Source organism: Pelagibacterium montanilacus (genome assembly GCF_003992665.1).
Classification (GTDB): Bacteria; Pseudomonadota; Alphaproteobacteria; order Rhizobiales; family Devosiaceae; genus Pelagibacterium; species Pelagibacterium montanilacus.
In genome coordinates, this window is the sequence record NZ_RZMX01000055.1 from 153,992 (window position 1) to 166,605 (window position 12,614).

Here is a 12,614-nt window from a genome sequence, read left to right on the forward strand (position 1 = left end):
TTTGGTAGCGGAGGAACGCTACCGCCAATCCCCCCGGATACTCGGCCGCTCATCTTCTCGATTGAAGTCTGATAGCAGCATTCAGCTGGTTCGGCACCAGAGGGCCGCCCCTCTGCCCGCAATATCGAGAAGGCAGTATGACGCTCACGGAACGATCATGCGAGTGCCGGCGAGCTCAGGCTGGCGGAACTCGCTCGGACGCAGTTTCGTCCTTCGTCCTTGGCCCGGTATAGCGCTTCGTCGGCGCGCCCAAGCGCGGCATCAGGGCCGCGGTCGTCAGTTTGAAGAACCGTCACCCCGATGCTGGCAGTCAGACGAAGAGGGCCAGCGTCGGTTGCGGCCTGCGATGCGGCCAGCGCGCTGCGTGCACGCTCCGCCACCATGACAGCACCCCACTCATCGGTATTTGGCAGCAGGGCTGCAAATTCCTCCCCGCCAATGCGTGCCAGAAGATCGCCGCGTCGCGTGGATCTCTTCAGCTGATCGGCAGCATAACACAGGGCCTGGTCGCCAACGGCATGCCCATGGGTGTCGTTGATCGCTTTGAAGTCATCGAGGTCGATGATGAACATGCTTGCGGGCACGCCATCGCGCCTGAGCCGGACCAATGCTTTGCCGGTGCGCTCGAGGAACTTCCTCCGGTTCTTGAGCCCAGTGAGTTCGTCAGTCTCCGCGAGGCGTTTGAGTTCGAACTCAAGGAGCTTGCGGGTCGTAATATCCTGGTGCGAGATGACCGCAAAACGCCCCTTATGGTCATCAACTTCGTTCCCAGCTGGATGCACCCAGACAACCCGAGCCAGAAACCATCGTCGCAATCTGGGCGCGTGGCAGGGATATTCTGTTTCGAACCTGTCTCGCCTGCCCGCAAGCACATCCTCGACATTCCGACCGAAGCGATGAGCCGCATCAGCGCCAGTTCCCGTGGCACGTTTGCACACGTCCAGATAATTCTCGCCGACATAGCCGCCCTTGCCACCATTCTCATGGGAAAAGCGCCGCCAAGCCTGGTTTACGGCCACTATGTCCCCGTTGGGGTCAACGATACAGATGCTCGCCGTCAAAGCGTCGAGCACTGCTCCTGCAAGATGCCGTTCAGAAAGCCAGTCCATGTCCGATATCTTCCCGTGACGAGATACCTCTAGCATACGTCGGTAAACGGCGAGTTCCATGTTGGCGCCAATCGAGATCGTTCTCGAACCCGCCTCAGGCAGCGAGCTCCAATTGGGCACCATTTTCCGGAGCGACACGCAGGATGAGCGTTAACGGCAAGCCTCTCCCGTGCTACGCGCGCAATCTCGCCCGCCGACCGCGCGGCCCACTCAATTCCACGATCTCGATGCGGTCCAATAGGCGGCGCATATGGGTCCTGCTGATCGGCCGCCCATTGGGCCCCTCGTAGTGGGTGTTGAGATGTTCCCTGAGCTTTTCGACCGATGTCCACCCAGAAGTGTCCGCGAGCCCTCGGATCAGGCGCACGATCCGGGCCTGCACAGCCTTCTGGCGTCGCTCTCGGGCGCGACGTCTCGCACCCCGATCCCTGGTCGGACTTTCGAGCGGGATGAACCGAGTGCAGGCTCGTTGGAGGGCTTCATTACCATCGGCTGCACCGCAGCCCACATAGGTCCAGCCCATAGACCGGGCGTGGTGCGCGAGATGGATGAAGTCGGTGTCCGAACTTGCAACGCAAAGGATACCGCGACGTCTTCGTGCGACGACGCTTGCGGCCTCGATCGCCAGTGCGATGTCGGCACTATTCTTGCGGGGAACAGCATTGGCCACGACACGCAGGTCGAGGGCATGCTCGACCGCAACTTGCCGCCATTTCTGGGACTCGCCGGAGCGGTAGGCGCGCTTGGCAGAAATGGCACCCATCGAACCGGCTTCCAGAAGGACCGTCGGAACAAGAGCAGGGTCGATGTTGTCCGCGTCGATCATCACGATGACCACCTGCTCGAAACCGAGAAGGTGCCTCAATGCGGCTGAAGCAGTGCAGAGACCCTGCCAGATTGTCGAGCGAAGCTTCAACACTGCCATCACGTTGCGATTCTCCCCCGGGGACCAAGCCGGAGGACCTCTTGCTCGTTTGGCCCCTCTACCATCGACGCAGACACCTTACGGGCCCCATGACATGAGCGCAGGGCCTGCACTGCCGCCAACGTCACTCTCGGCACGCTGCCGCCGCCGATCATACGAAGGAACTCGAGCCACGCGCATTCTTCCTCGGTGATCTCCGTCATCGACCTCCTCACAGTCCGAACGCCGAGCGCAATGCCGCCCGTCCCTTCGAGGTCAGCCTGGGATCGCTCTGGCCGGAGAGCACTCGCAGTTCGGAGATCCAGGTCATCTCGTTGCGGGTGACGATCCGCCCGAAGATCTCGTCGTATGCCGCTCCCCGCATGCCGTGCTGGTCCAGCGCCAGAAGCAACAGATAGGCCGGGTCGCATTCGAGCGCCTGGGCGAGTGCCGCGACGCGGTCGAGAGGCAGCCTGGTCGAGCCGCGCTTGATCATGGCGACCATGTTGGGCTGGATGAAGCCAGTCTCGGTGCCGATCTCCGCCTGGCTCTTGCGAGGTTTGAGTTCGAGGATGCGCCGATCGAGGTAGCGCACGAGCGCCGTGTGGGCATAGGGCCGGCCAGCCGGCTGGTTCGAGGTCATCATGAGCCTTTCGCGTTCTCGTTTAGTGATGACTTCGATATAGCGCCCGAACATTGGGGAGCTGGGGGAACGTGAACCGATTCCGGGTGATACTTCAGCAACTGGCGTGCTGGGCTTGTCACCGTTGCGCGTCCCGATTCACACTCACAAAATCATCATTCGCTCTGGGAGCGTTTCTGTGATCGTCAGTGATCTTACAATTGTGCTTTTGCTGCTGTGTGCGGCGATTATGATGTTTGTTCTCAATCGCCCTCGGATGGACGGTGTCGCCCTTATCATGGTCGTCGCGCTTCCGCTGACGGGGATCATTTCAGTCGAAGAAGCGCTAACCGGCTTCGGCGATCCCAACATCGTTCTGATTGCGGCGTTGTTCGTGATCGGAGAAGGCTTGGTCCGGACCGGCATCGCTCAAAAGCTCGGCGATTGGCTGGCAGTTCGGGCAGGACGCAGCGAGGCGCGGCTGATCATTCTATTGATGATCATCGTTGCCGCAGTAGGCTCGGTCATGAGTTCGACCGGCGTCGTAGCGATATTCATTCCCATTGCACTTCGTATCGCCGCTCGCGCTGGGACCAGCCCAGGAAGACTGATGATGCCGATATCTGTGGCCGCGCTGATCTCGGGGATGATGACGCTGGTCGCAACGGCTCCTAACCTGGTGGTGCATGGGGAGCTGGAGCGTCGCGGAGCTGATGGGTTTACCTTTTTCGCATTCACGCCATTCGGCATTCCGGTGCTGTTCTTAGCCATAGGCTATATGTTGTTTGCTCGTCGCTTTCTCGCTCCCAGTGCAGATGCACCCGTGACTCCAGCGCCTCAGTTCGCGAGTTGGATTGCTGAATATGGTTTAGCCGGTCGCGAGCATCGATTGCGGATCGGCGCCCGATCGTCACTGGCCGGTCGAACACTTGGAGAAATCAACTTGCGCTCCAGCGCCGGGCTGAATGTGCTGGCGATCGAGCGCAGAACGCCAATGTCTCGGCAATTGCTACGTCCTCGAGCTGACAGCCAGCTCAGGTCTGGAGACGTTCTGTTGCTGGATCTTCAAGGTGCCGCCGCTGATGTTGGCGCGCTGGCAGCCCAATACGATCTTCAACGCCTGCCGCTTTCGACCGCCTACTACACTGATTACGCGCAGGACATCGGAATGGCTGAGCTCATGATCCCTGCAGGGTCAGAGCTCTTGGGCAAGACCGTGGTCGAGGCTGGTTTCCGCAGCACCTATGACCTCACCGCAATCGGTCTAAAGCGCGGCATGCAGGCGGCGGTGGGCCAAGTCACGGCCGAGCCACTGGCTCTGGGCGACACACTCCTTGTGATAGGGCCATGGAGAGCCATACGGCGACTGCAGGGAGATTTCACCAATCTCATTGTTCTTGGGCTGCCGCGAGAAAGCGACGATGTTCTGCCCGCAACGGGCAAGGCCCCCTTTGCGCTAGCAGCACTTGGAGTGATGGTCGCATTGATGGCAACAGGGACGGTTCATAATTTGACCGCTGCGCTAGTTGCCTGCCTCATGATGGGTGCCTTCGGCTGCGTCGATTTCAAGAGCGCTTATCGCGCAATCCATTGGCAGAGCCTGGTGCTGATCGTTGGCATGCTGCCCTTCTCGATCGCTCTTCAACGAACAGGCGGGGTTGAGATCGCTGCAGGGATCCTGGTTGACACAGCAGGGACGGCGGGCCCCCATTTAATCCTGGCTGCGATCTTTTTGGCCACAGCCTTGCTGGGGCTGTTCATATCGAACACAGCAACAGCGGTGCTGATGGCTCCTGTGGCCCTCGCTGTCGCTGGATCTCTGGACGCGTCCCCTTATCCGTTTGCAATGACGGTAGCGCTCGCCGCATCGGCGGCGTTCATGACGCCAGTCTCGTCCCCGGTCAACACCCTCGTCGTCGGCCCTGGTCAATACAGCTTCACCGATTTCCTGAGGGTTGGCACTCCTCTGGTGGCGATAACGATGGCGGTAGCACTGGCGCTCGTTCCCCTCGTTTTTCCCTTCTAGCGCCGGGCCCCATTGGCCGCTCATGAATGCTGCCCACTATCAGTGCCCACTTCAACACGTTCGAGTTGGGCTTCTGGCGCGCTGGGATGAACCTCATCTTCGGCTTGCCTTGCGGCTTCGCGCTCGTCGTCGCGTAGCAACAGGCGCTCGATGCGCAACGCCAGCAGGCGATCGGTCTCGTTCTTCGTTGCAACCTCAAGTGCAAGGTCCCGAAACAGTGCGACAGCGATCAGGATCATCAACAGCATGAATGGGAAAGCGGCGATGATCGAAACGGTCTGCAAGCTCTCCAGTCCGCCAGTGAGCAAAAGCACTGCCACCACCATGAGCTGCAGACCCGCCCAAAGGACGCGGACTGCCGTCGTCGGATTCAAAACCCCTTTGGACGTGAACATGCCAAGGACAAACGTTGCCGCATCCGCTGAGGTGACCAGGAACAGGCATACCAACACCATCGCCGCAATGGTAAGCAGACCGCTGAGCGGAAGTTCGTCAAGCAGGACGAAGAGACCGGATGGGACTTCATCGGCCACGGCATCGGCAATGCCTGTTCCGGAAAAGAGCTCGGAGTGTATGGCAGCGCCGCCGAACACCGAGAACCACAGCATGCTGAGTGCCACAGGCACGATCATCACACCGAGCACGAACTCACGTATGGTGCGCCCGCGTGAGATACGCGCGATGAAGCTCCCCACAAAAGGCGCCCAGCTGAGGCCCCATGCCCAATAGAACATTGTCCATTGCTCGACCCATTGTGCATCGGAAAACGGGGACGTTACGAGGCTCATCTGAACTACATTGCCTAGATACTCACCCAGCGTTTGGGTCATCACGCCGAAAATGAAGGCCGTTGGGCCGAACGCTAGCACAAGCAAAAGGAGTAGGCCGGCGATCACCATATTGAGGTTACTCAACACGCGCAGGCCCTTGTCGAGTGACGTCAAGGCCGAGAGCACCACAAGTCCACCAACGACCGCTATGATGGCAAACTGTGCGGGGAAACCAAACCCGATATCGGTCACACGAGAAATGCCACTGTTGATCTGCAGCGCTCCGAGCCCAAGCGTTGTGGCTACGCCAAATACGGTTGAGACGACCGTAAGTGTGTCGATCGCCTTCCCCCAACCTCGGTCGACCCGTTCACCCAAGAGCGGTCTGAGCGTTTCGCTGATCAGACCAAAGCTGTTGTGTCGGAATCGAACATAGGCGATGGCCAGTCCAACCAGAGCGAAATTCGCCCACTGGTGAAGTCCCCAGTGGAAAAATGCGTAGGTCATCCCGGTTTGGGCCGCGTCAGTTGTGCGCGAAAGGCTGGTCCCTGGAGGCGGGTCGTTGAAATGCATGATGGGTTCAGCAACGCCCCAGAAGACCAGCCCGACGCCCATCCCTGCGGAGAATATCATCGCCAACCAGCTGGAGAAGGAGAACTCAGCTGGTTCGTCTTCGGCCCCCAGGCGGATAAGGCCCATATTGGACAGGCCCAGATAGAGCACGAATCCGACAAACCCGGTGATGACCAAGAGATAGGTCCACCCGAGGTTTGCCGCCGTTGCGTCCAATATGGTTTGCGCGGCCTGCCCTACAGCTGCAGGCGCCAAAGCTGTCACAGCTACGAACAGAATTATCAGTCCGGCCGAGACGCTGAAGACAACGCCGACGTCGCCGAAGAGTGCCCGAGTCGCTCCTAATGAAGGCTTCATGTGAGATCCTCGCCTTGGCTGTCGATATGAAGGCACAGCATAATGCGCGCGTGCCGAGGTATGGGCATGGCCGAGCGCGCGGTCAAAGGAGCTGCCAGAGGCCCGCCAAATTCGCTATAGTGCATATCCACAGGATTGGAAGATCAACATGAGGGGTCTGGATCCAGAGCGCTTAATGGCTATGGACGCTCAAGTCTGGGCAAGGCATGCGAATCCATGGAGTGGATGGTCGCGGTTGTCGATCCTGCCACTGCTCGCCCTTGCTATCTGGAGCCGTGTCTGGATCGGATGGTGGATGCTAATTCCTTTCTCGGTGGTGCTAGCTTGGACGTGGTTGAACCCGCGGCTGTTTCCGCCGCCTGAGTCTACTGAAAATTGGATGTCAAAGGGCGTTTTGGGCGAGCGCATATGGCTAAATCGCTCGAAACGTCCAGAACTGCTCCATCATGCGCCGGTGATCAGAACTCTGACCATAGCAACGACCATCGGCACACTTCTGCTACTCGTCGGCCTGGCGCTGTTGGATTTGGCGCTGACAACGACCGGTCTTGCCGTTGCCATGTTGTCCAAGCTTTGGCTGCTGGACAGGATGGTGTGGATCTATGGAGAGAGTGGCCGGAACCAGGCAGGTTCGCATGATCAAACTCAGAACTAGTGTGCCAACGCGAGTCGGGCCTCCGCACTGTGGCTGCTTCTATACAACTTGGCGGGGGGGGGGGGCTTCGCTCGGCAGATGACGCGACCGCCGCGCAGTTCCAGCACCCTGCGATAGGTTGATGCTTTACTTCAGTAGGGGCAGCATGATCACCGGGACACTTGGGGAACGGGTCCGAAGGCAAATGTAGCCATGGGAAACATCGCTGGGTGGGCGGAAGTGAGCGCCGGCGATGCATATAGCGGCAATAGGCAATGCGATAGACGTCGCGCGGCATCCAGTTGCCGCCCTCTACGGCATCGCTCAGCCAATTCGCCGGATCGGATCGCTCAGTAAACGGAGGCCGTTGAGCACCACGAGAACCGTTCCGCCCTCGTGGCCGATCACCGCCAAAGGCAGCGGCAGCTCAAAAATCAAGGCACCCGATACGAGTATAACCATCGCTCCGATCGCCAGGGTGAGGTTCTGCCGTATGATTGAAGCGGTTCGAAGTGCCAGTCGATGTGCCTCTGAAAGTCGTCCCATGTCCTCCGACAAAAGCGCCACATCGGCTGCCTGCAAAGCAACGTCCGAACCTGCGGCGCCCATGGCGATTCCCACATCGGCCCTGGCCAACGCAGCAGCGTCATTCACGCCATCTCCTACGAAAGCCACTTTTCCAGAAGCCGCGTATTTGCCAACCATTTCCACCTTGTCTTCGGGAAGCATCTCGGAATGGATGTCTTTCTCCTCCAGTCCGATTTCCGAACCTATCCGCAAGGCAACTGGTCGGCGATCACCTGTCATCATCAAGATCTTACGGACACCTCCCGCTCGAAGGGCTGCAATCGCCGAGGCTGACGTCGCGCGTGCCTGGTCGGCGACTGTGACAGCTCCGAGCACCCGGGAACCCTCGCCGGCGTAAATGACAGAGTTGGAATCTGCAGCCAACTCGCGCAGCTGTCGGTGATCAATGGAGGCGCCCATCTGCTCGGCAAGACGGGAATTGCCAGCCCACAATTGAGCCCCATCGCTGCTTCCGACAATTCCGGCACTGGGTCGCGTGATCACGTTTGTCACGCGCTTGGGGGCTAGATTCTGGCGGGTCGCTTCCCTGCGTATTGCCGCCGCGCTGTGATGTTCCGAATGAGCTTCTAGACCCGAGAGCATCGACAGGAAACCCCGAGTATCTCCGTCAAGCGCCACCATCCTTTCTACCGTGGCTCTGCCTGTCGTAAGCGTGCCAGTCTTGTCAAAGGCGAAAACATCCACGGCTGCAAGCGTTTCCAGTGCAGCCCCACCCTTGAAAAGCACTCCACCACGTGCGGCCGCCGACAGGGCCGAAAGGATCGCCGCGGGCACCGATATCACGATAGCGCAAGGGCTTGCCGCTACCAAGAGCGTCGCTGACCGGTAGAGTGCCTCTTCCCAGTCGCGCCCCAGCCAATACAGAACAAAAAAAGCCAGTGTGGCGCCGGTCATCACAACGACGGTGTATCGTTGGCCGAACCATTCACTGAAGCGTTCGGAAGGCGCTTTGGCCGCTTGTGCGGCGGTCACAAGCGCGATCATGCGAGCAACCGTGCTTTCTTCGACCGTTTTGGTGATCCTGACCTCTAGAACGCCATCTAGATTGACAGTAGCCTCAAAGACCTGAGCGCCGGCGTGCCTGGCAACGGGAACGGATTCGCCGGTGATATGCGCCTCATCGAGCGAACTGCTTCCACTGGCGATGATCCCGTCAGCTGGAACTCGGGCTCCTGGTCTCAATATCACGACATCGTCAACCATGAGTTCGGCAGCCGAGATTTCCGATACTGTGCCATCGGGAGCAACGCGAGTCGCTGTCTCCGGGCGCAACTTCATCAGCGCCTCGATGGCGCGCCTGGCACGGCCAAGGGCTCGCTCTTCCAGAGTGGTCGAGATGCTGAAGAGGGTAAGCAAAACTGCGCCTTCGAATGGAGCTCCTACAGCGGCGGCCGCGGCCGCCGCAACGACCATAAGAAGGTCGATATCCAGGGTTCGATCCGACCAAAGCGCGACCAGCGCTCGCCAGCCTGCTGGCAAACCGCCGGCTAGGTAAACGAGGAGAATACCTCCAGCGTGAGCGAATTCGGCAGTTTGATGGCTAATGGGCCACATCGCGAGAACACTGCTGAGCATGCCGATGAAGGTTAGTCCCGTGAGGATCATCGGCCTATCGAGTTGGGATTCCATAACAGCCTCAATGATCTACTGCCAATCGCTGGACAGATCTCGGTGTAAATTGAGCTACCGGCTAGGCATGCTGGTTGCGTTGGTTTTCTCAATGCACTGACAATAGATCACGGCAGGCGATTTGCCGCCAAGGGCCGATTGAAGGCCGCTGTGCGCCCGCGTAAGTCCTACGCGGAGCATCGTTGGCGACGGCCAGAGCTCCGATTTTGGCGTCAACCTCAGGCTTTCGGCGCCCGCCACGTTCGAACACACCCGCTGCCCGGTCGAACAGCGCCCGTTTCCATTAGTGGATCATGGTCGGGTGGATACCGAACCGGCTCGCCAACTCCGATCGATATCGTCTCTTTGCCTTTCAGTGCACCCAGGGCGAATGCGGCTTGCGTTTCGACACGTCTGAACTTCATCGTCGAGGACCAGCGGACAACAATTTGAAACTTAAGTCAGTGTCCCATTTTCGGGGTGAGCTCAGTGCGATAGTGCAATGGAGAATGCGGTCGCAGCTGTTTGTCATCCGGGCGTCGGACAAGGCCTATTGGTAGCGGCCGGTGCTGAGACGACACCGGCCACTGCATACTACGAAAGCTTCGGGTTGTCGCCGTTTCGAGATCAGGCCGAATGCCGCTGCACGGCATGCCGACTGTGTGACGGCGAGAGCAGGCCGTCAGTTCTGGTTTCCTGCGCGGATATCCAACCACCTGCGCATCTGTCCGATCTCGATCCGCTGTTCGGCAATGACATGCTGGGCAAGCGCCCGCACTTCACGGTCGCTGCCGTATTGCAGCACCACCTCGGCCATATCTATCGCCCCCTGATGATGAGGTATCATGCCTTGCATAAATGCGACGTCGGGATCGGGATGCTGCATGCCTTCCATCATCGGACCGTGCATCGTATCCATCGTTGCCATGAAGGCGGCCATTGCTTCGGGATTCTCGACGAATGGTTCTGACGCTACCTGCCCGTGCGGGTGCTCCGCATTCGGTGTGTGCGTGGTCATCTCGGCTATTTCGGACCGTGCCGGTCCGTCTGCACCGTAAATGGCCAGATGCAGGCCCCAATAGCCTGTCGCAAAGATAAGGATAACCGCTCCCAATGCCGCGGGCACGCCAGCGACAGCACGCCGAATGGCGGGCAGAAAGTGCAACTCGCGCGTGTGGTCTGCAGCTATGGCGACGATGATGGCCATGATCAACGCGTGCCCCACGAGATCGATGCGACCGAACGGATACACCGCTGCGTTAAAGATGATGAACAGTGCCACAGCCGAGAGCCGCCGGACAAGCGGCGTCCAGAGCAAGCCAAAGCCCATCGTGAACTCGGCGACGCCTGCCATCGGGATGAACACATCGCGGGGCATGCCGAAAGTCAGGAAGGGCTTTTCTGCCACCAATGGATAGAACCATTCCGGGTAGGCGAACTTTTCAAGGCTCGACCACATCAGCGCGATGGCCACGCCCCAACGCAGGACCTCGAACCTGTGCTTGCGCCAATTTTCATTGTTTGATGCCGCCAGGACCAGATAGGCAGCCACTGCAACACCGAGTGCCAGGTAGTCGAGCAAGTGGAAGAGATCATAGTCCCGCAGGGCAAGCACCCATAACACGATGATGCCCGCAGCCGAGAATGGCATGGTGCGCTTCGAGAAGACGCCGAAGGCGATGAGAAGCTGAAGCCAGGAGACCCATTCCGCCGGTGTCTGCAAGTCGGGGGTCAGATAGACACCGCCGACTGCAAAGATGGCAACGAAAAACGCGCCGATGACAACGCGCATGAAGTCGTCCAGTCGGTTCCAGAGCGGATCGGTTGCCCGGTCCATGATGTCTAGCGCCGCGGCTCCGGGCCGACGGGTTTCGAGAACTCTCGTGCCGACGAAAAAGACCAGAACGAGGCCTATGGCGAGCCAGAACCAGGCGTTCGTGACCGTGTCGATGAGCGGCGCCGGAGAGGCCTCAACAATATAGGGTGCAAACCATTTGACGTGCGCCTGGGCTGCAGTGGGAACCAGGCTCAGCATCAGGGCACCCATCACGGCAAGGAATGGTGCGTGTCTTGCAGTAGCGCGTGGGTGCGCCAGATCGTGGGGGATGAGTGGGGCAGTCATGGTCGCCTCTAGTGTTGACCGGGGAGGAGGGGTGCGGACGTTTTTGTCGGAGCGCAGCGCTCAGGGCGAAACAGCAGCCCTGCCTGAAGACTTCGCGCAATTCGCTCGGCTTTTTCCTCGAGCTGCCTTGCAGCCTCTTCGTCCAGCGAGCTGCGTGCGGTCTCGCTCCAGAGCTTGAGCCAGTGATTGAACAGTTCCGGAGTCAGTCTGTCGACGAAGGGCAGGTGCGCAGCATGAGGATTGCCCTTGTAGCGTCCGGACGTGAGCATGATGGACGACCAGAAATCGACCAACCGAGCGGTATGTGCCTCCCAGTCCGTTACGTGATCAGCAAATATGCCAGACAGCATCTCATCTGCGCGAATGCGCTCGTAAAACCGCTCCACGAGGCAGCGTAGGGCCGACTCATCCAAGGGCATCTGACACTCCGTTTAAACATGCGCCGGAAATACATGTATCAAGATTGAAAAACATGCAAGAACGATACATGTAATGCCCTGCGACATTTTGGAGAGCGCGATGCGCCTGACGCTGCACACCGATTACGCCCTAAGGGTTATGATCTACCTTGCGGGACATCACGACCGGCTTTGCTCGGTGTCGGAGATATCGGGGTTCTACAAGATCTCCCACAATCACCTCACCAAAGTGGCCCACAAGCTGGTCAGGGCTGGTTTTGTCACCAGTGTCCGAGGCCGCACGGGCGGACTTCGCCTAGCGCGCCCTGCCGAGGCGATCATCGTCGGTGCCATCGTGCGGGAAATGGAGGACGGGTTCGAACTCGTGGACTGCAGCGGGTGTAAGATCGCCTTCGGATGCGGCTTGCGCGGGCTGCTGGGACGGGCAACGGCCGCATTCCTCGCCGTGCTCGATGAGTGCTCCCTGGCAACACTGGCTCATGATCCGACGCTCTTCGGGGATATCCTGCCGGCGCAGCGCCCTAGCGACTTACTCGGTCTGGATACCTCGCCTCAGCGGCCTAGTGGCCACCCGAAGAGCTGACTGGGGAAGTATCGGGTATCCGTTCGAAGGCCGGATAAGAGGTGCAACATTCCAAGGTCGTAGACATGGAGTCATCTGGCACCCGGGCCCCAGAGCACTGATCTCAACCGGCAATAAAGGGTCTCGACAGGCCTGGTCGGCTCAGCCTCGTCGACAGAAACAGCCTCTGCAGCTCGATTTCTTCCAGCGGATGGGCCAGCGCATAGCCCTGGAGTTCGTCCGGTCCCATGCGGGTTGCCCGCTCGAGCTGGGCCCGGGTTTCCACTCCCTCCATGGTCACGGCCATGCCCATCGCACGG

11 protein-coding genes are annotated in these 12,614 nt (G+C 59.5%); 3 read left to right on the forward strand and 8 right to left on the reverse strand.

The genetic code is table 11. The features are described 5' to 3' along the window. Positions 1 to 155: 155 nt before the first annotated feature. From EO136_RS15935 to EO136_RS15950, 3 genes are all read right to left on the reverse strand, one after another. Positions 156 to 1,109, reverse strand: coding sequence for a GGDEF domain-containing protein (locus EO136_RS15935; protein ID WP_164730644.1), 954 nt, complete (start codon positions 1,107 to 1,109; stop codon positions 156 to 158). A 172-nt stretch (positions 1,110 to 1,281) separates the two neighbouring features. Then, positions 1,282 to 2,034, reverse strand: coding sequence for an NYN domain-containing protein (locus tag EO136_RS15940; protein ID WP_127145380.1), 753 nt, complete (start codon positions 2,032 to 2,034; stop codon positions 1,282 to 1,284). A 211-nt stretch (positions 2,035 to 2,245) separates the two neighbouring features. Beyond that, positions 2,246 to 2,659 carry a helix-turn-helix domain-containing protein gene (locus EO136_RS15950; protein WP_246018415.1) on the reverse strand — a complete coding sequence of 138 codons (414 nt, stop codon included), beginning with the start codon at positions 2,657 to 2,659 and terminating at the stop codon, positions 2,246 to 2,248. 103 nt (positions 2,660 to 2,762) lie between these two features. On the opposite strand from EO136_RS15950, the gene EO136_RS15955 reads away from it, so the two are divergent. Beyond that, positions 2,763 to 4,661: an SLC13 family permease gene (locus EO136_RS15955; RefSeq protein ID WP_246018416.1), complete on the forward strand. Its 1,899-nt coding sequence runs from the start codon at positions 2,763 to 2,765 to the stop codon at positions 4,659 to 4,661. Between the two features lie 20 nt (positions 4,662 to 4,681). Here EO136_RS15955 and EO136_RS15960 read toward each other — a convergent pair whose 3' ends face one another. Beyond that, entirely contained in the window at positions 4,682 to 6,361 is a 1,680-nt protein-coding gene (locus tag EO136_RS15960) for a BCCT family transporter (protein WP_127145382.1), read from the reverse strand. 181 nt (positions 6,362 to 6,542) lie between these two features. Between EO136_RS15960 and EO136_RS15965 the strand changes: the two genes are divergently transcribed. Next, positions 6,543 to 7,016, forward strand: a complete 474-nt coding sequence (locus EO136_RS15965) for a DUF6653 family protein (protein WP_342773425.1) — start codon at positions 6,543 to 6,545, stop codon at positions 7,014 to 7,016. Positions 7,017 to 7,319: 303 nt separating this feature from the next. On the opposite strand, the gene EO136_RS15970 is transcribed toward EO136_RS15965, so the two are convergent. The 3 genes from EO136_RS15970 to EO136_RS15980 all read right to left on the reverse strand — a co-directional run bounded on the left by EO136_RS15970 (position 7,320) and on the right by EO136_RS15980 (position 11,732). Beyond that, entirely contained in the window at positions 7,320 to 9,212 is a 1,893-nt protein-coding gene (locus EO136_RS15970; protein WP_127145384.1) for a heavy metal translocating P-type ATPase, read from the reverse strand. Between the two features lie 661 nt (positions 9,213 to 9,873). After that, positions 9,874 to 11,226, reverse strand: coding sequence for a CopM family metallochaperone (gene copM, locus EO136_RS15975; protein ID WP_246018418.1), 1,353 nt, complete (start codon positions 11,224 to 11,226; stop codon positions 9,874 to 9,876). A 95-nt stretch (positions 11,227 to 11,321) separates the two neighbouring features. After that, positions 11,322 to 11,732 (reverse strand): group III truncated hemoglobin, encoded by a 411-nt coding sequence (locus EO136_RS15980; protein ID WP_127145385.1) that lies wholly within the window; start codon positions 11,730 to 11,732, stop codon positions 11,322 to 11,324. Between the two features lie 100 nt (positions 11,733 to 11,832). On the opposite strand from EO136_RS15980, the gene EO136_RS15985 reads away from it, so the two are divergent. Continuing rightward, complete coding sequence (locus EO136_RS15985; RefSeq protein ID WP_127145386.1) at positions 11,833 to 12,315, forward strand: RrF2 family transcriptional regulator; 483 nt, start codon at positions 11,833 to 11,835, stop codon at positions 12,313 to 12,315. 103 nt (positions 12,316 to 12,418) lie between these two features. Here EO136_RS15985 and EO136_RS18645 read toward each other — a convergent pair. Next, positions 12,419 to 12,614, reverse strand: a 196-nt coding sequence (locus EO136_RS18645) for an EAL domain-containing protein (protein WP_164730645.1), incomplete at its 5' end; no start/stop codon positions are given.

Coding starts and splice junctions, on each gene's coding strand:
- copM (WP_246018418.1), bottom strand. CDS start 11,226: ATGCTGAGCCTGGTTCCCACTGCAGCCCAGGCGCACGTCAAATGGTTT.
- EO136_RS15935 (WP_164730644.1), bottom strand. CDS start 1,109: ATGGACTGGCTTTCTGAACGGCATCTTGCAGGAGCAGTGCTCGACGCT.
- EO136_RS15950 (WP_246018415.1), bottom strand. CDS start 2,659: ATGATGACCTCGAACCAGCCGGCTGGCCGGCCCTATGCCCACACGGCG.
- EO136_RS15970 (WP_127145384.1), bottom strand. CDS start 9,212: ATGGAATCCCAACTCGATAGGCCGATGATCCTCACGGGACTAACCTTC.
- EO136_RS15960 (WP_127145382.1), bottom strand. CDS start 6,361: ATGAAGCCTTCATTAGGAGCGACTCGGGCACTCTTCGGCGACGTCGGC.
- EO136_RS15965 (WP_342773425.1), top strand. CDS start 6,543: ATGGACGCTCAAGTCTGGGCAAGGCATGCGAATCCATGGAGTGGATGG.
- EO136_RS15940 (WP_127145380.1), bottom strand. CDS start 2,034: ATGGCAGTGTTGAAGCTTCGCTCGACAATCTGGCAGGGTCTCTGCACT.
- EO136_RS15980 (WP_127145385.1), bottom strand. CDS start 11,732: ATGCCCTTGGATGAGTCGGCCCTACGCTGCCTCGTGGAGCGGTTTTAC.
- EO136_RS15985 (WP_127145386.1), top strand. CDS start 11,833: ATGCGCCTGACGCTGCACACCGATTACGCCCTAAGGGTTATGATCTAC.